Source organism: Microbispora cellulosiformans (assembly GCF_008728085.1).
Taxonomy (GTDB): domain Bacteria; phylum Actinomycetota; class Actinomycetes; order Streptosporangiales; family Streptosporangiaceae; genus Microbispora; species Microbispora amethystogenes.
The window spans coordinates 602,550-623,057 of record NZ_VYTZ01000002.1 but is presented as its reverse complement, the minus strand read 5'-3'; the positions used below and the strand labels follow the sequence as shown (position 1 = coordinate 623,057).

Sequence of the window (20,508 nt, the reverse complement as noted above, 5' to 3'; positions counted from 1 at the left end):
ATGTATTATGCGAGAGTGAACGGAGTCGACCTCTTCCTGCTCGGCAGGACCCTGATGAAGATCGGCGAAGAGGCCATGCCGGTCGAGGGCATCACCCCGTCGAGAACGACGCAGGCCGCCAGTCTCCGGACGGTGCTGGTGGTCGTCGCCGATCTCCGCGCCCATCCGGAGACCTCCGTCGGGGAGATCGCGGCGCGTACGGGCCTGCCGCAGAGCGCCGTGTCGGCGGCCGTCGCGCGGCTGAAGGAGGCCGGGGCGGTCGTCACGGCCCCGGATCCGGCCGACCGCCGCCGCGTCGTGATCAGGCAGGCGCCCGGGCGGTCCGCGCGCGTGGAAGCCGTACGGGCGGCCGGAGTCGAGGGGCCTCTCGCGGCGGCGCTGGGCACGGACGACCCGGCGCAGATCGCCGAGGTCGTCGCGGCGCTCACGTTCCTCGCGGGCCGCCTCGCTCCGGGATCGGCTCCGCGCCGTCCCTGACGGAGCTGCTCCCGTCAGCGGTGCGGCGGTCGCCGGCCCGCCGGACGGCCGCCACCGCGATGCCCGCCGCGATCAGCGCGGCGCCCGCCACGTGGAAGGCGTGGATGCGCTCTCCGAGGGCGAAGTAGGCCAGCACCGCTCCGAAGACCGGCATCAGATGGAGGAACTGCCCCGCCCGCGCCCCGCCGGCGAGCTCGACTCCGCGGTTGTAACAGAAGTAGGACAGGATCGAGGGGATCAGAGCCACATAGGCGACGGCGGCGACGGCCCCCGCGGTGACGTGGACGACGTGCCCGCCGGCGGCTTCGGCCGCCGCCAGGGGCGCCAGCAGGAGAGCGCCGAGCCCGAACGTGACCGTCAGGAGGCTCAACGGGTTCACCTGGGGCCTGCGGCGCAGCAGGGCGGTGTAAAGGGCGTAGCTCACCACGGCCACGAAGATCCATCCGTCGCCCGCCCGCAGCCGCAGGCCACCGGACCCCAGCGGACTGCCCTGGGTGACCACGAGCCAGACCCCGGCCAGGGAGACGAGCAGCCCGCCCACCTGGGCGGCACCCGGCCGCTCCCGGAACAACGCGAACGCGAACACGACGATCAGCAGCGGCATGACCGACTGCATCAGCAGCGCGTTGATCGCCGTGGTCGTCTGCAGCCCGGTGTAGATCAGGGTGTTGTACGCGGCGACGCCGAAGATCGACAGTGCCATCACCGTCACCCAGTGCCGGACGAGGATCCGCCGATCCTGCCGCAGCTTCCTCCATCCGAACGGGAGGAGGAGGACGAACGCCGTCAGCCAGCGAAGGAAGGCCAGGGTCGCCGGCGGGATGGAGTCGTGGACGAGCCTCCCGACGATGAAGTTGCCCGACCAGCCGAGCACGGCGAGACACAGAAGCGGAACCGGGGATCCGTACAGCCTGCCTGCCACCCCGCCTGGTCGCATCCGTCTCCTCCGTCCCCTCCGTCGAGGGAGGTCTCAGATCGCCGCCTCCACCGTGGCCCCGCCCGGCTCGTCCAGGGTGAACACGGCCGTCCGCCCGCCGGCCGACACCTCGTACTCGCCGAGGAAGCCGGTGAAGCGTACCCGGCCGTCGTCGTCGGTGACCATCGTCGTGGGCGGCAGCCACCACTCGTCCTTGACGAGCGAGCGCAGCGCCTCGTACGCCGGCTTGGGCGTGCCGTCGACCCGGACGAAGCCGCCCGGCGCGCCGAGCCAGCCGCCGTCCGACAGCCCCCAGTAGGTCATCGCCTCGACCGACGGGTGCGACAGCAGCGTCTTGTAGTGGCGCACGACCTCGTCGGCCTGGCGGGCCTCACCCTCGGGGGTCGTCGGCCACTCGGGGATCTGGTAGTCGTTCAGGTCGACGATCTCCTCCGGCATGATGTGGCCGGAGACGATCGTCGTCTCGGTGAAGTGGATGGGCAGGCCGTACCGCGCGAAGCGGTCGATGGTGGCGAGCGTCTTCTCCTCGCCCCAGTAGCCCTGGTGCATGTGGCTCTGCAGGCCGAGCACGCCGATCTCGACGCCCGCCTCCAGCAGGCCCTCGATCAGGCACTCGTACGCCGCGGACATGTCGAAGTCGTTGAGCAGCAGGGTGGCCTGCGGGTTGGCCTCGCGGGCCGCGTCGAAGACCATCCGGACCATCGGGATGCGGCCCATCTCGCGGCAGATCCGGGTGATGCCGTTGTCGTACTTGTCGAAGATCGGCATGATCACGACCTCGTTGATGACGTCCCACATGTCGATCACGCCGGCGAACTCGGTCACCTCGCGCCGGATGCGGTCCACCTGCGCCTTGGCGATCTCGGCGTTCGGCAGGTCCATCAGCCAGCCGGCCGTCTCGGTGTGCCAGACCAGCGGGTGCCCCTTCACCACGCACCCCCGGTCGGCGAACCACCGCGCGGCGGTGAGTGTCCGCTCGGTGTCCGGGCGGCCGCGTTCGGGCTCGAACCACCCCCAGTAGAAGGGCAGCGTGGCGAAGTTGAACACGTCGAGCCACAGGTCGGCGACCTCCTGGGAACCGGCGGCGGCCGGCTGGTCCGGCGCGGGGGCCTCGCCGTTCGCCAGCGGGATGAAGTCGCCGCCGATGCAGCCGAAGAGGAACTTGTGCCGCCGCTGCGCGACGACCACCTCCTGACCGGCCAGCGGCGCGCCCTGCGCGGTCACGGTGAGCGTGGCGTCCGCGGTGCGGTGCTTCCTGATCAGCGGGCCGGGGTCGAAGGAGGAGGGGGCGGAGCCGGAGAGGTCGAAGGCGGAGCGCGACGACATGGGCGGCCTCCAGGGAGTGCGCGGGGCGGAGGACCCTCTCCGAGAGCCTCCACGCTCCGGCCGGAGGGGTCTCATGATCTCAAGCACAGTATCGCTTGTCTCCGGATAGGCCCAGGCTGCCTGAAAGGTGCAGACATCGGCCGGAACGCACATCGGGCTATCGCCAGAAAGTTCATGCGCTGTCACCATGAGTGCATGAGAGTCCCGGCAGGGTGGCGGCGCGCCGCCCTTCCCTCCGCGGGGCTGGTCGCCGTCGGCGGTCTCGGCTACGGCCTGACGAAACTCTCCGCCTCCGACGCCGCGGCCAACTGGGCCCAGCTCGCGAGCGTGGCTCTCGCCGTGTTCGCCCTGCTCCCGCCCTTGATCAGCAGCTGGCGGCAGCGGCAGCCGGGCGGGACGAGCACGGTCGAGCAGATCGACCGCGCCGAGCGGACGCTGCGGGTGCTGGTGCGGGAGCAGTGGCGCGAGGAGATCGTCATGCGCGAGCTCGACCGCCCCGCCCGGCTGCCCGTCCGCTGGAAGATCTCCGGCCTCGACGTGATGGACCGGGGTGATCGGATCGACGGGGAGCGCCTGCTGCGCTCCTGGTTCGGCCTCGGCAGGGTGCGGTTCGACGGGCGCACCGACCGGATGCCCGAGATGGCCGGACGGTTCCGCAAGCTCGCGCGGCGCCGGCTGGTGATCATCGGTGAGGTCGGCATGGGCAAGACCACGCTGGCCGTCCTGCTGCTCAGCGAACTGCTGAAGGAGCACCAGGAGGGCGACCCGGTGCCCGTGCTGCTGTCGATGTCCGGGTGGGACCCGTCGGCCGAGCCCGTCCACCGCTGGCTGGCCAGGCGGTTGCGGGAGAACTACCCGGCGCTGCGCGCGTCCGGCTTCGGCCCCGACGCCGCGCGCGGCCTCGTGACGTACCGGCGGATCCTGCCCGTCCTCGACGGCCTCGACGAACTGCCGCGCCCGGTGCGGTCCAAGGTGATCGACGCCCTGAACGACGCGGCGGCCGTCGAGGCGCTCATCCTCACCTGCCGTACGTCGGAGTATCTGGCGGCCGTGGGCGCGGACGGCGGCGCGCCGCTGGCCGGCGCGGCCGTCATCGAGCCCAGGGCGGTGAAGAGCGCGGACGTCATCTCCTACGTCCTCGACCGGCTCGCGCCCGGTCAGCGGGCCGGCTGGGCGGAGTTGCTGGCCACGCTGAAGAACGAGCCGGACGGCCCGCTGGCCGAGGCCCTCTCCACGCCGCTGGTCGTGTGGCTGCTGTACAAGGTCTACATCGAGACCCGCGCCAACCCGGCGCCGTTGTGCGACTCCGAACGCTTCGACACGGCGGACGCCGTCACCGAGCACCTGCTCGACAACCTCGTCCAGGCGACGTTCTCGGCCGCCCCGCCGGACGACGACCCCGGCGAGCGGCACGAACACGACCATCCGTTCCGCCCGCAGCGGTCGTGGGACCCGGAGGAGGCCCGCGGCCGGCTGGCCTTCGTCGCGCACCACATGTCCGAGGCCGGGAGCAGGGACTTCCGCTGGTGGCACCTCCACCGCTCGGTGCCGCGGCGTACGAGCATCCTGATCGGCGGCGTGTCCGTCGGCCTGACGGTCGGGACGACCGTGGGACTGGTCAGCGACGCCGTCGTCGCGCTGCGCAGCCCCCACGCGGGCAGCCTGCGCGACGCCCTGCTGTTCGGCCTCGCCGGAGGGCCGGTGGGCGGCCTCGTGGGTGGGCTGACCGGCGGGATCATCCTGGAGCGCCTCAAGGGCTACACGCTGGAGCCGGCGTACGCGAACCTGCGCTGGCGGGGCAACGTCACCGGCCTCGCCGGGCAGGTGGCGCTCGGGCTGGTGACGGCGCTCCCGGTCGGCATGGTCGCGGCGTTCGCCCTGTGGCGGGTCGCGGGGATGTCCTCCGAGGTCGGCGGCCTGGTTCTCTACGGGCTCGTCGTGGGAGCCATCGGCGGCGTCACCCTCGGGCTGAACAAGTGGGTGACGACCCCCCTGACGAACGACCGGCCGCAGGGACCGGTGACCACGCTCCGGCGGGACCTCCGGCTCGTGTACGGCCGGTCCCTCACGTTCGGCACCGCGCTCGGCCTCGCCTTCGGCGTCGCCGGCACACTGGTGGACGGGTTCTCCGGGCTGCTGCGCGGCGCCGAGGCCGGGACCGCCTTCGGCCTCGCCGGTGGCGTCGTGTTCACCCTGACCTTCGGGTTCACCGGCGCCAGCTCGACCTATCTCGTGGCCGTCGCCATGCTCCGCGCCCGGCGCCGCGTCCCGCTCCGGCTGATGACCCTCCTGGAGGACGCCCATCGGGTCGGCCTGCTCCGCCAGGTGGGGCCGGTGTACCGGTTCCGGCACGAGAGGCTCCAGGACCGCCTCGCCCACCTGTACCACCACCCCGGCGAGAACCGCTGACCCTGCCACTCAATGGCGGAAACGGGCGCTGGGCTCGCCGCGCAGCCGTCCCTCGGGCAGCCTGCGGCCGGACAGCACCAGGACCAGGTCCTGCGCCGCGCCGGTGAGCGGGGTGCCCGACCCGAACGACCAGTCCACGTCGTCGGCCCGCAGCTCGATTCCGTCGAGCTCGACGCCGAAGTAACGGCGGGCCCTCGGCGACAGCGCGCCGTCGAGCAGCACGCGCAGCCGTTCGCCGGGAATCGGCCGGTCGATCCCGAGGGCCACGGTGATGTCCATCCCGTGGATCACGTCGTGCGACAGCGCCCCCTCGAAGCCGCCGCCCGGGGGCCGCCACGGGTGCTCCGCGTTGTCCCGCAGGCACGCGGTCAGCTGCTCCGCCGTCAGCGAGGCGGTGTCGCGGCGGGCGAGCCGGTCGGCCAGCCGGTCGAAGTTCCCCCGGGCCGCGACCAGCCCGGCCAGCACGCGCGGCCCCGAGTGGCGGTAGGGCAGGGTCAGGTGCGCCACGACCTCCCGCACCCGCCAGCCCGCGCACAGCGACGGCGCGTCCCACGCCCGCGGCGGCAGCCCGCTCAGCAGGTCCGCCAGCTCGCGGCGCTCGGCCGCGATCAGCCGCCGTATGTCCGTTCCCATCTGTCCGCCGTCCTTCCGTTCGCCTGCCTGTACGTCCTACCGACGAACGGGCGCGGCCCGGACGGACACCTACTCCAGGGCCGCGAGACGGCGGGCGAGATGGCGGCGTTCCGCGCCGGTCGCCGCCAGGCCCATCGCCTCCCGGTAGGCGTCGCCCGCCTCGGCCGTACGGCCCAGGCGGTGCAGCAGGTCGGCCCGGGCGGCGGGCAGCAGGTGGTAGCCCGCCAGCGCGCCCGACTCCCGCAACGCGTCGAGCAACGCCAGACCGGCGGCGGGACCGGCCGACATCCCCACCGCCACCGCCCGGTTGAGCTCCACCACGGGAGACGGGACCAGCCCCTTGAGCCGTGCGTACAGGATGGCGATCTGGGCCCAGTCGGTGTCCTCCGGGCGGGCGGCGGTGGCGTGACAGGCGGCGATGGCCGCCTGCACCTGGTAGGGGCCGGGACGGCCCCGCAGCAGCGCGCCGTCCAGGAGGGCGACGCCCTCGGCGATCCGCGCGGCGTCCCAACGGGTGCGGTCCTGCTCCTCCAGGACCACCAGGTCACCGGCCTCGTCCTGGCGGGCGGCGCGGCGGGAGTCGTGCAGCAGCATGAGCGCGAGCAGGCCCGCCGCCTCGGGCTCGTCCGGCATCAGCCGCACCAGCACCCGGCCCAGCCGGATCGCCTCGGCGGCGAGGCCGGGCCGCATCGGCCCGGCGCCGGACGTCGCCGAGTAGCCCTCGTTGAACAGCAGGTACAGCACGGCGAGCACGGCCGGGAGGCGCTCGGGCAGCAGATGCGCCGGCGGCACCCGGTAGGGGATCGCCGCGTGCCGGATCTTCTGCTTGGCCCGGGCCAGGCGCTTGGCCATCGCCTGCTCCCCGACCAGGAACGCGCGGGCGATCTCGGCGGTGGTGAGCCCGGCGAGGGTCCGCAGGGTCAGCGCCACCCGGGCCTCCGGCGCGAGCGCCGGGTGACAGCAGGTGAAGATCAGCCGCAGCCGGTCGTCGGGCACGTCCGGCTCGTCGCCGGGCTCCGGTGCGTACGGCACGCCGTCCTCCCGCATCGCGCCCGCGACCTCCCGCAGTTTGGCGGCGCCGGCCGCCTCGCGGCGCAGCCGGTCCACGGCCCGGTTGCGCGCGGCGGTGGTCAGCCACGCCCCGGGCCGGCGCGGCACGCCGTCGCGCCGCCAGGCGCGCAGGGCCAGGGCGAACGCGTCCTGCGCGCACTCCTCGGCCAGGTCCCAGTCGCCGGTCCAGCGGATGAGCGTCGCCACGAGCTGTCCCCACTCCTCCCGGAACGCCTCGGCGACGGCGGCCTCGACCGGGGGCGGTACGGTGCCCGCCGTCGGGGTGCGGGGCGGTGCGGCTCGGGATGGTGCGGCGTCGGGCGGTATGGATCCGGTTCTCATCGCGTGGGCACGCCTCACGGCGACACGAGCGGGCGGATCTCGATCGTCCCGTACGTCGCGGCGGGGTGGGCGGCGGCGATCTCGATCGCCTCGTCGAGGTCGGCGCACTCGATCAGGCAGAACCCGCCGATCTGCTCCTTGGTCTCGGCGAACGGCCCGTCCGACAGCAGCACCTCGCCGCCGCGCACCCGCAGCGTGGTGGCGTCGTCCGGCGGGCGCAGCCCGGCCCCTCCCTTGAGCACGCCACGCTCCAGCATCGTCTCCGACCACCCGCCGCAGCCGTCGTCGGCGTGTTCCGCCGCCGACTCGTCGCCGCAGATCAGCAGCACGTACTTCATCCGTCCTCCTCTTCCGGGTTTCCCATCCTGTCCGTACGACGAACGGGACGGCCCGGAACGGACACGGCCGGCGGGAACCCGGCGGGGGAACGGCTCGTTCCGAGCGGTGTACGCCGCAGACAAGGGAGTGATCGGTGTTCCGTAAGCTGATGGCCGCGCTGGGAGCCGGAGTCGAGGTCGACACGGTGCTGCGCGACCCGCACGTGCGTCCGGGGGAGACCCTGTACGGCGAGATCCGTTTCAGGGGCGGTTCGTCCGACCACAAGGTGGAGGGGATCGCCGTCGAATTCACCGCGGTGGTGGAGGTCGAGCGCGGCGACGAGGAACACCACGTCACCTACAGCTTCCTGCGGGCGCCGGTCTCCGGGCCGTTCGACCTGCGGGCGGGAGAGGCGCGCACGCTGCCCTTCGCGATCCCGGTGCCGTGGGAGACGCCGGTCAGCGCGATCGGCGGGCGTCCGCTGCCCGGCATGCGTCTCGGCGTGGCCACCGAGCTCGCGCTCGCGGGCGCGCTCGACAAGGGCGACCTCGACCCGCTCCACGTCAACCCGCTCCCCGCGCAGGACCACCTGCTGGGGGCGCTCGTCCACATGGGCTTCCACTTCAAGCGGGCCGATCTGGAACGCGGCACGATCCGGGGCTCGTCCATGCCGTTCTACCAGGAGATCGAGTATCACGCGGGCCCCGAGTGGCGGCGCTACTTCAACGAGCTCGAGCTGACCTTCATCGCCGGGCCGCACTCGATGGACGTGATCCTGGAGGCCGACAAGAGGGGCGGCTTCCTCACCTCCGGTCACGACGTCTACAACCGGTTCCGGGTGGGGTACGGCGACCACCCCGGCGCGGTGGAGCAGGCGCTGCGCGACGGCCTCGCGTCCATGGCCCGCCACCGCGGCTGGTTCTGACCTCCCGGCCGCCTCCGGCGGGTCAGCCGGGGCGGCCCGCCGGGTGGTGGTCGTGACGGCGATCCTGCCGGTGGTCGCGCCGGTTCTCGTGCCGGTGGGCCCGGCGGTGATCCTGCCGCTGATCCTGCCGCTGATCCTGGCGGTGGCCGTCGAGGACGGCGTGGTGGTCCACGCCGTCACCGGGCAGCGGATCGGGGTGCACGATCGCGGCGGTCAGGCGGGGCACGGCGTGGATCAGGTTGTGCTCGGCCTCGACCGCGACCCGGTGGGCCTCCACCACGGTCGCCCCCGCGTCGACGATCACCTCGCACTCGGCCCGCAGCCGGTGCCCGATCCAGCGCAGCCGCACCTGGCCGACGTCCAGCACGCCCGGCGTACGACGGAGGGTCGCCTCGGCGAGGTCCACGAGAGCGGGGTCGACGGCGTCCATCAGCCGCCGGTACACCTCCCGCGCGGCCTGCCGCAGCACCATCAGGATCGCGACCGTGATGAGCAGGCCCACGGCGGGGTCGGCCCAGGTCCAGCCCAGCGCGGCCCCGCCCGCCCCGGCCAGCACGGCCAGTGAGGTGAAACCGTCGGTGCGGGCGTGCAGGCCGTCGGCGACGAGCGCCGCCGAGCCGATCTCCCGCCCGACCCGGATGCGGTGGCGGGCGACCAGTTCGTTGCCGGCGAAGCCCACCAGGGCCGCCGCCGCGACGGCCCCGAGATGGGTGACCTCCCGCTGCTCCAGGAGCCGCGCGATCGCGGCGTACGCGGCGGCGGCCGAGGAGGCGGCGATCGTCAGGACGATGACCACGCCCGCGAGGTCCTCGGCCCGCCCGTAGCCGTACGTGTAGCGGCGGGTCGGCGGGCGGCGGCCGAGCAGGAACGCGATCCCGAGCGGTACGGCGGTCAGGGCGTCAGCCGCGTTGTGCAGCGTGTCGCCGAGCAGCGCCACCGACCCCGACAGCGCCACGACCACCGCCTGGACCAGCGTCGTCGCCCCGAGACCGGCCAGCGACACCCACAGCGCCCGCATGCCCCTGGCGGAGGACTCCATCGCCGGGTCGACCTTGTCGGCGGCCTCGTGCGAGTGCGGCCGCAGCAGGTGCGCGACCCGCCCCCGCCACCCGCCGCCACCATGCCCGTGCCCGTGGCCGTGCCCACTGCCGTGCCCACTGCCGTGCCCACTGCCGTGCCCACTGCCGTGCCCACTGCCGTGCCCGTGCCCGTGCCCATGTCCGGGCCCGCCGCCCTGCCCATGCTCGTGAGCGTGCCCGTGGCGGTGCTCAGGACCGCGCCCGTGAGCGTGCTCGTGCCCGTGACCACCGCCGTGGTCGTCGTCATGGCTGTGCCCGTGCCGGCGAGCAGGACCGGCCTGTTCCTGTCTCATCAACATCCTCCGTGGAAACCCACGCCTTCAGGCGGGGAGGAATCGGACTCTCTGCGGAGCGGGACATGGGCCGGCGGTTCGCCGCCAGACGAGCCGCCGTGTCGAACACCTGCGCGATGCTCAACTGAGCGTGCATGATGTGAGGCGTGGCGCAGATCGTTAAGCGGGCCTACAAGTACCGCTTCTATCCCACCCCCGAGCAGGTGTCCGAGCTCGCCCGGACGTTCGGGTGCGTGCGCCTGGTCTACAACAAGGCGCTGGAGGAACGCACTCGCGCCTACACCCGGGAGGGCCGCCGCGTCTCCTACGCGGAGTCCTCGGCCGCGCTGACGGCGTGGAAGCGCGAGGAGGAGCTGGCGTTCCTCAACGGGGTGTCCTGTGTGCCGTTGCAGCAGGCGCTGCGACACCCGCAGGCGGCGTTCGCGAACTTCTTCGCCAAGCGGGCCAGCTATCCGGTGTTCAAGTCGCGTAAGAGGTCGCGGGCGTCGGCCGAGTACACCCGCTCGGCGTTCCGCTGGCGCGACGGCCGGTTGTGGCTGGCGAAGATGGACGGGCCGCTGGACATCGTGTGGTCGCGTCCGCTCCCGGAGGGGGCGGAGCCGTCCACGGTGACGGTGAGCAGGGACGCGGCCGGGCGGTGGTTCGTGTCCCTCCTGGTGGAGGAGGCGATCCGCCCTCTCGACCCCAGCGGGGACGTGGTCGGGGTGGATGTGGGGATCACCAGCTTGGTGGCCCTGTCCCGCCCGATCCCCGGCGTGACCGACCAGGACGGCAAGGTCGCCAACCCCCGGCATGAGCGCACCGACCGGCGCAGACTGGCCAAGGCCCAGCGCTCGCTGGCGCGCAAATCGGCGGGCAGCGCGAACCGGGCCAAGGCCCGGCTCAAGGTCGCTCGCGCCCACGCCCGCATCAGCGACCGTCGCCGCGACTTCCTGCACAAACTCAGCACTCGGCTCGTCCACGAGAACCAAGTGGTCGTGATCGAGGACCTGTCCATCCGCAACCTCGTCCGCACCCACACGCTGGCCCGCGCCATCTCCGACGCCTCCTGGCGGGAGCTGCGGTCGATGCTGGAGTACAAAGCCCGGTGGTACGGGCGCGAACTGGTCGTGATCGACCGGTGGTTTCCCTCCTCCAAAGTGTGTTCGGCCTGCGGGGCACTGCAGAAGTCGATGCCGCTGAACATCCGAGCCTGGGAGTGCGCCTGCGGCGCGGTCCATGATCGGGACGCCAACGCTGCCAAGAACATCCTCGCCGCCGGGCTGGCGGAGAGGTGAAACGCCTGTGGAGCTGGTGTAAGACCTCAACGAGAATCCTCTCGGACGAGGCGACCGGCGGTGAAGCAGGAAACCCGGCCGGCGACGGCCGGAATCCCCTCCCTCCAGGGAGGAGGTGGTGTCAAGGCATAACCATGCCTCGGAAAAGCCGCCGCAGCATCTCGACAACAGCGTGCCCGGCGCAGTTGCCAGAGTCCCGCAGCGGCACCCCGTCCACGGCGGGCGCCGAACCGGAGATCCAGCCGGCGTCAGCCGCCCGAGATCTCCCGTACGAGGGCCTCGCTGCGGCGGACGAGATGGGGCAGGCCGAGCCGGCGGTGGGCGTCGCGCGCCGCCTCGGCGTGCGCGAGCGCGGCGGAGGCGTCGCCGGTCCGGTGCAGCAGCCCGGCGACCACGTCGTGGAGTGTTCCCCAGGCGACGCAGCCGGTGCCCATGATCACGAGCTCGTGGGCGATGGGCCGCAGCTCCGCGAGCATGGCGTGGGGGTCCGGACGGCCGAGACGCGCGGCGACCAGACCCCACTGCCAGGCGACGAACTGCCACGCCCAGTCCCGCGGCGCCGTGGTCCCCCAGCGGTCGATCAGCCGGTGGGCCAGGTCGCGGTCCCCCGCCTCGATCGCCGCGAGCACGGCGGTGGGCCGCGCGATCAGGTTGGACTCGTCGGCCGCGGTGTCGACGAGCTCGGCGAGGAGGTCACCGCCCCGGCCCTGACCCCATTCCACGAAGAAGGAGTTGATCAGCTTCAGGACGTCCGGCCCCCAGAGGCTGGTGCGGCGGTAGCTCCCGGTGCTGAGGTCGGCGAGGCGCTTCGCCTCCGCCCAGTCGCCCGCGAGCAACGCTCGCCCGGCCGCGGCGTACGAGACCTGTGTCTCGATCTCCGGCATCCGCACGTCGGCGGTGAGCCGCAGGCAGCGGGCCAGCTCCGCGTCGTAGTCGGCGAGCAGGCCCGCCTTCAGGAACCTGGGCATGCGGTGCAGGCGGGCGATGATCTCGGTGGCCCGGGGGAGGCCCGGAAGGCCCAGCATCTCCTCGGCCGCGCGGTAGCGCTCCTCCTCGTTCTCCGGCGTCCAGGCCGCGATGACGAAGTTGTTCAGCGTGCGCGCCAGCAGCCGGGTGTCACCCGTACGGCGGGCCAGCTCCACGGCCTCCAGGGCGTGCCGGCGGCCCTCCCCGCGCCGCTCGCCGTAGTACAGCTCGACGGCGAGCGTGCCGAGCAGCTCCGCCCGGGTCCCGGCGGCCTCCGGATCCAGGCGGGAGAGCTGGTCCTCCAGCACGGTCACCATGCGCTCGTCCACGACGCCGTACGAGCGCCAGTTCCACAGCGTGACGCCGCCGAAGACCGTGGCCGCCTCGATGACGGCCGCGCCGTCGCCGAGGGCGGTGGCGAGGGTCACGGCCTCGTCGAGCGCGCTCCGCGCGCCGTCCACGTCACCGGTCACCCGCCGGGCCCGGCCGAGGCCGATCAGGAGGGAGCAGCGGGTGGCCGGGGGCCCGGCGGCGCAGGCGTCGAGCGCCTGCTCCCAGTAGAGGACGGCCTCGTCGTAGGCGAGCCGCGCGGTCGCCTGCCCGGCCGCCTCCACGGCGTACGCGACCGCCTTGTCGGCATGGCCGACCCGGGCGGCCAGTGCGAAGTGGTGGGCCAGCGCGGGCAGCCGCGAGGCGGTCTCGCCCCACCGCAGGCTCTCGATCGCCTCGCCGACGCGGCCGTGGAGCTGGGCGCGCTGCCTCCGGCTGAGCCCGGAGTAGAGCGCCTCCCGCACCAGGGCGTGCGAGAAGCGGTAGTCCCAGCCGCCGTCCACCTCGACCAGCAGCCCGGTCGCGACGGCGGGTTCGAGCAGCATCATCACCCGGGAGCCGCCGATGCCGGTCGCGGTCTCCAGCACGTCGGCGTCGACCTCCCGGCCGATGACGGCGGCGGCGCGGAGCAGGGTCTGGGAGTCCTCCGGCAGCCGCGACACCCGCTGGTTGATCACGTCGCGCACGCCGTCGGGCACCGCGAGCGCCAGCACGTCCGCCGCGCCGACCCGGCCGCCGGTGTGGGTGCTGGTCAGCAGGCGCAGCAGTTCGCCGAGGAAGAACGGGTTCCCGCCGGTCCTGTCGTGCAGCGCACGGGCGAGTTCGGGCCCGGAGCCGGCCCGGCCCGGCTCACGCAGGTAGTCGGCGATCTGCTCGGGGGTGAACGGCGCGACGCTCATCCGCTCGGTGCCGCGCTGGCGGGTCAGCTCGCCGAGCGCCTCGGTCAGCGCCTGCCTGCCCGTCGCGGGTTCGGGCCGTACGGTCGCGAGCACCAGCAGCGGAAGGCGGTGCAGGTCGGCGCCGAGAAAGGTGAGCAGCTTCAGCGACGCCGCGTCGGCCCAGTGGAGGTCCTCCATCACGACCAGGACCGGGGTGGCGGCGGCCCGCCGCGCCAGCGCCCGCCCCACGGCGTCGTGCAGCAGGAACCGGGCGGTGTCGGGGTCGCCGGTGTTCGTCTGGTCGCCGTCCGACAGGCGGTGCGCCAGGCGGGCGAGGTCCCCGTCCGTCTCGCCGTTCGTGTCGCCGTCCGTCTCCTGGTTCGTCTCCAGGGCATGCAGCGCCTGGATCCAGGGCCAGAACGCGGGAGCGCCGCTTCCCTCGACGCACCTGCTCCAGGCGACCGCGGCTCCGCGTCCGGCGGCCATCTCCGCGACGGCCTCCGCCAGGCGGGTCTTGCCGATGCCGGACTCCCCGCTGACCAGGAACACTCCGCCCGCGCCCCGGCGCAGGTCGTCGAGCCGCTCGGCGATCCGGCGCAGGTACGGCTCCCGCCCCACGAGGCCCGGCGTTCCGAGGGCGGACGCGTCCGGGGCGCCAAGCGCGGTGCCGTCTCCGCCTGAAGAGACCGGTGTGTCCGGCGCGAGCCCGGCGAGCGGCGCCGGGGCGGCGGGCGCGGGCGGCCACGGGCCCGCCGGCGACTCGTCCTGGTGCAGGATGGCCTGCTCCAGCCGGCGCAGCTCCGGGCTCGGGTCGAGACCCAGTTCGTCGCCCAGCAGCGTGCGGCAGCGCTGGTAGGCCGCCAGGGCCTCGGCCTGCCGGCGTTCCCGGTACAGGGCGCGCATGAGCAGCGCCCACAGCCCTTCGCGGTAGGGGTCCCGTTCCAGCAGGCGCTCGGCTTCGACCGTCACCTCGGCCGCCCGGCCTAGCGCGAGCCACGCCTCCGCCCGTACGGTCAGCGCGGAGAGCCGGGTCTCGGTCAACCGCGAGATCGTGGACCGGGCGAACGGCTCGTCGGCGAGGTCGGCCAGCGGCTCGCCGCGCCACAGGGCCAGCGCGGGCCGGAGGATCCGGTCGGCCTCCTCGGGACGGCCGGCGGCGAGGGCGGCGTGCGCGGCCTCGGCGGCCCGGGTGAACCGCTCGGCGTCGATCTGGTCCGGCTCCACGTCGAGCAGGTAGCCGGGTTCCCTGGTGCGCAGCACCTGGGCGGGCGAGCGCGGACTGCGCCGGGGTTCGAGCGTCCTGCGCAGGTGCGAGACGTACGCCTGGAGCGTTCCCGTGGCACTGGAGGGCGGCTCGTCGCTCCACAGCCGGTCGATGAGCTGGTCGAGCGGCACGACGTGGGGAGCGTTCAGCAGCAGCAGCGCCAGCACGGCGCGTTGCTTGCGCGGGCCGAGGTCGAGGACCGTTCCCGCGGCGTCGGCCACCTCCACCGTGCCGAGAAGGCGGAAGTCCAGAGCGGAGTTCCGCCGGTCGGCCCGGGCCGGGCGAGGCGCCGGTAATCGCCCGCCGCCGATGCTCGTCCGCATCACAACTCCCGAACAAGCCAGACGGCCCCAAGTCGGATTTCGGGCTCATCATACTCAGATGTCCGGTGATCCTCGCCAGTGAACGGATGGCCGGTCCGCTCGATCCGCTCGGCGAAACCGGCGTCCTCCAGCAGAGCGCGCATCGCGGCGTCCCCGAAGCCGGACTCGGGTCCGTCACCGGTGCCGTCGCGGGTGCCGTCGCCGGTGCGGGTGCGGAAGACGACGGCGCGGATCCCGTCCGCGCGCAGTTCCATCAGCAGGTCGTCGAGCAGGCGGCGGACGAGCCCTCCGCCCAGCGCGCCATCGCGGTCCGGCGGGGCGACGGCGAGGGCACGCAACAGGGCCCAGCGCCCGTCGCCCGCCGTATCGCCCACCGCGTCGCCCGTCGTGTCTCTCCCGCTGATCCGGGCGCACGAGGGCTCCGCCGTCTCCAGCAGCGCAGCGGCCAGGGGCGCGGCGGCGGCCGGGCCGGCGAGGTCGGCCAGCACGTAGACGCGGCAGCGCGCGGACGGGACCTCCCGCAGGGCGAGCGGCAGCGCCGGGCCGAGGATCTCGGCGCCCGGCGCGCCCGCGTGCGCGGGCACCTCGCGCAGCAGCAGCGTGCTCGGCGGCCGGCGGCCCCCCTGCTCGCCGGGGCACGGCCCGTCGAGGCACGGCTCGTCGAGGCACCGCTCGCCGCGGCGCTGCTCGTCGGGACCCGGCTCGCCCGCGTACGGCGGCCGCTCGTTCGTTGGCGACGACATCGCCCCAGCGTGTGCGGGGTCTCTTGGACGTCTCTAGGAGTTCGCTTGGTCCGTCCCGCCGGCCGGCCGCGCGGGCGGCGCAAGAACATCCCAAGCGGTGGCTGCGACAAATGTGACGGTCAATCACAGCGACATCGAGGACGGACATGCACAGCACCATCGAGGACGCGCTCCGCGGGCAGGTCACCGGGCGGGTCCTGGTCCCGGGGCAGGACGGGTACGCCGAGGAGGCCGCCGGGTTCAACCTCGCCGTACGGCACCGGCCCGCGGTGATCGTGGCGGCGGAGGGCGCCGCCGACGTGGCGGCGGCCGTACGGCTCGCCGCCACGCACGGACTGCCGGTGGCGGTCCAGTCGACCGGCCACGGAGCCGTGCAGGCGGCCGACGGCGCGCTGCTGATCAGCACCCGCGCGATGCGGGAGATCGTGGTGGACGCCTCCGCCCGGACCGCCGTGATCGAGGCGGGCTGCACCTGGGGCGAGGTGATCGCCGCCGCCGCGCCGTACGGGCTGGCCCCGCTGTGCGGCTCGGCGACCGGCGTCGGCGTGGTGGGCTTCACGCTCGGGGGCGGCATCGGGCCGATTGCGCGGACCTTCGGCTTCGCCGCCGACCACGTGCGGGAGATCACCGTGGTGACCGGCGACGGCGTGGCCCGCACGGCCGGCCCCGACAGCGAGCCGGACCTCTTCTGGGCGCTGCGCGGCGGCAAGGCCGGATTCGGCGTCGTCACCTCGATCACCGTCGACCTGCTGCCGCTCACCCACCTCTACGGCGGCGGCCTGTTCTACGCGGCCGAGGACGCCGGGCGGGTCCTGCACGCCTACCGCACCTGGGCCCGCACGCTGCCCGAGGCCACCACGACCTCGGTCGCGCTGCTGCGCCTGCCCCCGCTGCCCGAGCTGCCGCCGCAGCTCAGCGGCAAGTTCGTCGTCCACCTGCGGGTCGCCCACGTGGGGGAGGGGCAGGAGGCCGAGGACCTGCTCGCGCCCATGCGGGCCGTGGCCGAGCCGGTGCTCCAGGCCGTCGGGCCCCTGCCGTACGCGGCGATCGACTCCATCCACCAGGACCCGGCCGGGCCGATGCCGGTCGCGGAGCGGGGGACGCTCCTGCGCGAGCTGACCGAGGAGACCGTGGAGGCGCTGCTGGCGGCGGCCGGGCCGGACGTGCCCGCGCCGCTCGCCCTCGTCGAGATCCGCCAGCTCGGCGGGGCGCTCGCCCGGGAGCCCAGGCAGCCGAACGCCGTGGGCGGGCGCGACGCCGCCTTCTCGCTGCTGGCCGTCGGCGCGCCGGTGCCCGAGCTGATGGAGACGGCCGTCCCCGCCGCCGTACGGGCGGTGACCGAAGCGGCCGCGCCGTGGGGCACCGGCGGCACGCAGATCAACTTCCAGGGCGGCGCGCTGGCCCCCGAGGAGATCTCGCGGGCCTGGCCGGCGGAGACGCTGCGGCGGCTGGCGAAGCTGCGGGAGGTCTACGACCCGGCGAACCTGTTCCGCTTCGGCCACGTCGTTCCCCGCGAGGGCTGACCCACGTCCGTACGGCCGCCTCCTGATTTTCGGCGAGAAGCCGCATCAGTGCGGCCGTACGCCCGCTCGACGGCCCTTGACTGGAGGGAACGACGAGGGGGACATCGATGCGCGGGCACAGGGACCGGCTCACTCCGGGCGAGGCACTCCAGGTGGCGCTGACGGCAGTCGGCGCCTTCCAGGGCTACGTGCAGCACGCCGACTCCAAGGTGGCCACGGTGACCACCGTGCACCTCGGGGCGGCGGCGGTGGCGGCCACGCAGATCGGGGTGCTCGCCGGTCTCCGGGCGCCCGGCAGGCCGGTGCTGCTCGGCGTCGTCGCCGTGGTCCTTCTCGCGCTCTACGCGGCGGGCTTCTTCGTCGCGGGTTACCACCTCGTCCAGGGGCTGCGGCCCAGGCTCGGCGGGCCGGCGGGTCCGAACAGGTTCGGCCTGGCGGGCGGCGAACCCGGGTCGTCGCCCCCGGCGAACGTGACGCAGCAGGAGCAGGAGGCCTGGCTGCTGGCGGGCAGGCTCGCCGAGCTGAGCCGGGACAAGCACCTCAGGGTGGGACGGGCACTGCCGTGGACGGCGCTCATGCTCGTCGCCACCCTGCTGTGGCTCGCGCTCGGAGGTCTCTACGGCTGACCGGTGCCCCCGGCGGCGACACGGCCTTCCCGCCCGGCTCGCTCCCGCCTCGCCGACGGCGCGGCCTTCCCGTTCGGCTCGCTCCCGCCTCACCGACGGACGCCGGCCCCGCAGCGGCGAAGGCGGCCCTGCGGCGCCCCGACCGGCTAGCCTGGCTTGACTTCGTCGCCGACTCTCAGCTCGCCGAGGTTCCTGGGCACCATGCGGATGCCGAACCAGGTATTCCCGTCCCAGCGGCGGTGCCTGGCCAGGGTTCTCAGGGGTTCCTTGCCGCGTTCCTGGGTGGCCGGGTCCCAGACGGTGGCGGCGCAGCGGTCGCACGGCACCGAGACGTGGAAGTCGATCTCGCCGATGCGGACCGACGTCCAGGCGTCCTCCGCGAAGGGTTCCGCGCCGTCGACGATGAGGTTGGGCCGGAAACGGGCGACGTCGAGGGGGTCCGGGGGGTGCTCCCCGCGCTCCACGGCGCCTTCGGCGATCCAGTCGTCCAGGCGCCGGAGCGAACCGGTGGAGACGAGATGGAGGGGTCCGTCCCAGAGGCCGCCGGTCGCCTCGGTGATCGTCCGGCGTCCGGGGTCGTCCAGCCAGACCAGACGGGCGGGCATGCCGAGCAGGCGGGTGAACCATTCGCAGGCGTCGGCGTGGGCGAGCACGGCCCGGTCGAGGGCGGAGCAACTCAACGAGATCACGTCGCCGGCGGCCGGGGGAACCGTGAGTTCGCCCATGCCCGGCGCCGACAGGCGGAGGCCGCCTTCGGGGGTCTCGGCGGCCGACACCGAGAGGAGCCGGGGGTGCTCCCCGACCCAGATCAGTTCTCCCTGCGGGTCAACCACGCCCCAGCGACGGTCGCCTTCCAGACCCCAGGGGAGGACGCCGGCGGAGAGGCGTGGAACGCCTTTGCCGGACTTGATGGGGTAGGTGCGGATCTCCGCGAGTTCCATTGCGCAAGAATATGAGAAAGCGCTCTCTCGGGATATGGGGGCGCGTTCACAGGGCGTCCGGAGCGCGGTCCCGGGCCCTTTCGGAAATGCGTTTCGCCTGCTCTTCGGCAAGGTGGCCAGGCCCGTTCGGGAAGCCCTCGGAGCGGTTCGGGGTGAAAGACTCATCGCGGGCTCCGGCGAAGCCGGCTCGGCGCTTCACCGGTACGCCGTCCCGCGGGATTTCGGCGGCGTCCCGCGGGATTTCCGGCGGCGTCGTTCAGCCGGACGGCCTGAGGCTCAGGTCGGCGAACGCGGTGAGGCCTTCCATGTCCCGGACGACCACGCCGCGGTGGCGCTGAAGGACGAGGCCACGGGCGGACAGGTCGTGCATCGCCTTCTGCACCGTGCGTTCCCTGATCCCGACCAGCTCTCCCAGCTCGGCCTGGGTCACGGGCACGCCGACGTCGACGCCCTCCCGGTGGGGCCTTCCATGCCGTACGGCCAGGTCGACCAGGACGCGGGCCAGGCGGACGTCGGCCTCGTATCCGGCGAAGTCGAGCCGCCGGCGGTTGGCGAAGCGCAGCCGGTCCATCGTGACCCGGCTGAGGGCGGCCGCGACCTCGGGAGCGCGGGCGAGATGCGCCGTGAAGACGGGCCCCTTCACGACGCGGACGAGTGATCGCCCGCAGGTCGTCACCGTCGCCGTGCGCGCGCAGTCGCCGAAGGCGGCCGTCTCGCCGACGACGTCGCCGGACGCCCGGATCGACAGCAGCGTCCGGGACCCGTTCTCGGCGAGAGCCGTGACCTTCACCAGCGCGTCGAGCAGCAGGTACACCGCGTGGCCCGGGTCGCCCTCGCGGACGAGGACGTGCCGGCCGGGACAGGTCACCGGAGAGCCGAGGCGGAGGAGATCCTCGCGTGCGGCCTCCGGGAGCCGGTCGAGCAACGATCCGGGCGACCACGGTCGTCGCTCGCTCCTCCGCGTCACGTCGGCACCCCCAAGCGAAGTATGACCGGCAGGGCGCTCCACGTCACCGGGTCCCGGCGGGGCCGAATGCCAAGACGCCCTTAGTCACTCATTACGCTCATAACGTTGTGGCACTGATCCGTCACGCGATGTAATCACATCGGCGATGGGCCGGACCTACTGGCTCCGAAGGAGTGACTATGACGTTCACAGCTATGCACCCCGCGTCCATGGCGACCACGCTGGGCTACGGCTCCCAGCACCAGATCACGCCGCTGCAGCTCGCCCAGCAGATTCCGGGGCTGCAGCAGCAGGTGTCGCCCCTGGCGCTGATCCAGCAGGAGGAGCAGATCCTCCCGCAGGAGCACCTGGTGAGCCCGGTGACCTTCTGGACCAAGGTCGCCAGGCACAGCGTCCGCTACGGCGCTCCCGCCGCCCGCCAGATGCTGGAGAGCGTGCTCTACCAGCACCAGGCGCAGCAGCAGATTCAGGCCCAGATCCAGCAGCAGCAGGTGCAGCAGCAGATCCAGGCCCAGATCCAGCAGCAGCTTCAGCAGCAGATCCAGCAGCAGGCTCTGCCGCCTCAGGTGCTGCAGGCGCTGCAGGCCATCCAGGCCCAGGCCCTGCAGGTCCCGCAGGCCGCCTACGCCCACCCGTACGCGCAGGCGTACGCCGCCCAGGCGTACTCCCAGCCGTACGCGGCCCAGGCGTACGCCCAGCAGCCCGGCCAGCAGATCCCGCAGCTCGGCCTCCAGGCCGTACTGCCCCAGCACGTCCAGGCGGCGTACGGGCAGCAGGTCCCGCTGACGATGCAGCCGCTGAACCAGGTGTACGGCCAGCTGCACCAGCAGGCCGCCCAGCAGGTCCCGGTGCCGGCCGGTGCCGGACTCTGAGCGGAGGAA

General features: G+C 73.5%; 16 protein-coding genes and 1 pseudogene. 7 read left to right on the top strand and 10 right to left on the bottom strand.

What is annotated here, in order from left to right; genetic code table 11:
• The first annotated feature begins 15 nt into the window (after positions 1-15).
• Positions 16-477, top strand: a complete 462-nt coding sequence (locus F5972_RS06770) for a MarR family winged helix-turn-helix transcriptional regulator (protein WP_150932137.1) — start codon at positions 16-18, stop codon at positions 475-477.
• Here the strand turns inward: F5972_RS06770 and F5972_RS06765 are convergent.
• Together F5972_RS06765 and F5972_RS06760 are read right to left on the bottom strand one after the other, a co-directional pair.
• Complete coding sequence (locus F5972_RS06765) at positions 425-1,414, bottom strand: DMT family transporter (protein ID WP_150932135.1); 990 nt, start codon at positions 1,412-1,414, stop codon at positions 425-427. The genes F5972_RS06770 and F5972_RS06765 overlap by 53 nt on opposite strands.
• 33 nt (positions 1,415-1,447) lie before the next feature.
• Positions 1,448-2,740, bottom strand: coding sequence for an endo-1,4-beta-xylanase (locus F5972_RS06760; RefSeq protein ID WP_150932133.1), 1,293 nt, complete (start codon positions 2,738-2,740; stop codon positions 1,448-1,450).
• Between the two features lie 195 nt (positions 2,741-2,935).
• On the opposite strand from F5972_RS06760, the gene F5972_RS06755 reads away from it, so the two are divergent.
• Positions 2,936-5,149 (top strand): NACHT domain-containing protein, encoded by a 2,214-nt coding sequence (locus F5972_RS06755; RefSeq protein ID WP_191909974.1) that lies wholly within the window; start codon positions 2,936-2,938, stop codon positions 5,147-5,149.
• A 9-nt stretch (positions 5,150-5,158) separates the two neighbouring features.
• Here F5972_RS06755 and F5972_RS06750 read toward each other — a convergent pair whose 3' ends face one another.
• From F5972_RS06750 to F5972_RS06740, 3 genes are all read right to left on the bottom strand, one after another.
• Positions 5,159-5,782, bottom strand: a complete 624-nt coding sequence (locus F5972_RS06750; RefSeq protein ID WP_150932128.1) for a maleylpyruvate isomerase family mycothiol-dependent enzyme — start codon at positions 5,780-5,782, stop codon at positions 5,159-5,161.
• Positions 5,783-5,851: 69 nt separating this feature from the next.
• Positions 5,852-7,174 (bottom strand): RNA polymerase sigma factor, encoded by a 1,323-nt coding sequence (locus F5972_RS06745; RefSeq protein ID WP_150932126.1) that lies wholly within the window; start codon positions 7,172-7,174, stop codon positions 5,852-5,854.
• 14 nt (positions 7,175-7,188) lie between these two features.
• On the bottom strand, positions 7,189-7,512 hold the full coding sequence (locus F5972_RS06740; RefSeq protein ID WP_150932124.1) for a YciI family protein: 324 nt from the start codon (positions 7,510-7,512) through the stop codon (positions 7,189-7,191).
• Between the two features lie 134 nt (positions 7,513-7,646).
• Here F5972_RS06740 and F5972_RS06735 point away from each other — a divergent pair, with 134 nt between their 5' ends.
• Positions 7,647-8,417, top strand: coding sequence for a sporulation protein (locus F5972_RS06735; RefSeq protein WP_225311222.1), 771 nt, complete (start codon positions 7,647-7,649; stop codon positions 8,415-8,417).
• Positions 8,418-8,439: 22 nt separating this feature from the next.
• On the opposite strand, the gene F5972_RS06730 is transcribed toward F5972_RS06735, so the two are convergent.
• Positions 8,440-9,789, bottom strand: coding sequence for a cation diffusion facilitator family transporter (locus tag F5972_RS06730; RefSeq protein WP_150932122.1), 1,350 nt, complete (start codon positions 9,787-9,789; stop codon positions 8,440-8,442).
• A 146-nt stretch (positions 9,790-9,935) separates the two neighbouring features.
• On the opposite strand from F5972_RS06730, the pseudogene F5972_RS06725 reads away from it, so the two are divergent.
• Positions 9,936-11,198, top strand: a pseudogene (locus tag F5972_RS06725) (RNA-guided endonuclease InsQ/TnpB family protein).
• A gap of 116 nt (positions 11,199-11,314) precedes the next feature.
• Here the strand turns inward: F5972_RS06725 and F5972_RS06720 are convergent.
• Together F5972_RS06720 and F5972_RS06715 are read right to left on the bottom strand one after the other, a co-directional pair.
• Positions 11,315-14,827, bottom strand: a complete 3,513-nt coding sequence (locus F5972_RS06720; RefSeq protein ID WP_150932118.1) for a BTAD domain-containing putative transcriptional regulator — start codon at positions 14,825-14,827, stop codon at positions 11,315-11,317.
• Positions 14,827-15,570, bottom strand: coding sequence for a hypothetical protein (locus F5972_RS06715; RefSeq protein ID WP_150932116.1), 744 nt, complete (start codon positions 15,568-15,570; stop codon positions 14,827-14,829). Before F5972_RS06715 ends, F5972_RS06720 begins: the two co-directional genes overlap by 1 nt.
• A 146-nt stretch (positions 15,571-15,716) precedes the next feature.
• Between F5972_RS06715 and F5972_RS06710 the strand changes: the two genes are divergently transcribed.
• A complete protein-coding gene (locus tag F5972_RS06710) occupies positions 15,717-17,093 on the top strand; it encodes an FAD-binding oxidoreductase (protein WP_150932112.1) in 1,377 nt (458 codons plus the stop codon).
• Between the two features lie 107 nt (positions 17,094-17,200).
• Positions 17,201-17,719 carry a hypothetical protein gene (locus tag F5972_RS06705; protein WP_150932110.1) on the top strand — a complete coding sequence of 173 codons (519 nt, stop codon included), beginning with the start codon at positions 17,201-17,203 and terminating at the stop codon, positions 17,717-17,719.
• Between the two features lie 146 nt (positions 17,720-17,865).
• On the opposite strand, the gene F5972_RS06700 is transcribed toward F5972_RS06705, so the two are convergent.
• Together F5972_RS06700 and F5972_RS06695 are read right to left on the bottom strand one after the other, a co-directional pair.
• Positions 17,866-18,660, bottom strand: coding sequence for an MOSC domain-containing protein (locus tag F5972_RS06700; RefSeq protein ID WP_150932107.1), 795 nt, complete (start codon positions 18,658-18,660; stop codon positions 17,866-17,868).
• Positions 18,661-18,916: 256 nt separating this feature from the next.
• Complete coding sequence (locus tag F5972_RS06695) at positions 18,917-19,627, bottom strand: Crp/Fnr family transcriptional regulator (protein WP_150932105.1); 711 nt, start codon at positions 19,625-19,627, stop codon at positions 18,917-18,919.
• Between the two features lie 179 nt (positions 19,628-19,806).
• On the opposite strand from F5972_RS06695, the gene F5972_RS36970 reads away from it, so the two are divergent.
• Positions 19,807-20,499 (top strand): hypothetical protein, encoded by a 693-nt coding sequence (locus tag F5972_RS36970; protein ID WP_191909973.1) that lies wholly within the window; start codon positions 19,807-19,809, stop codon positions 20,497-20,499.
• Positions 20,500-20,508 lie beyond the last annotated feature (9 nt).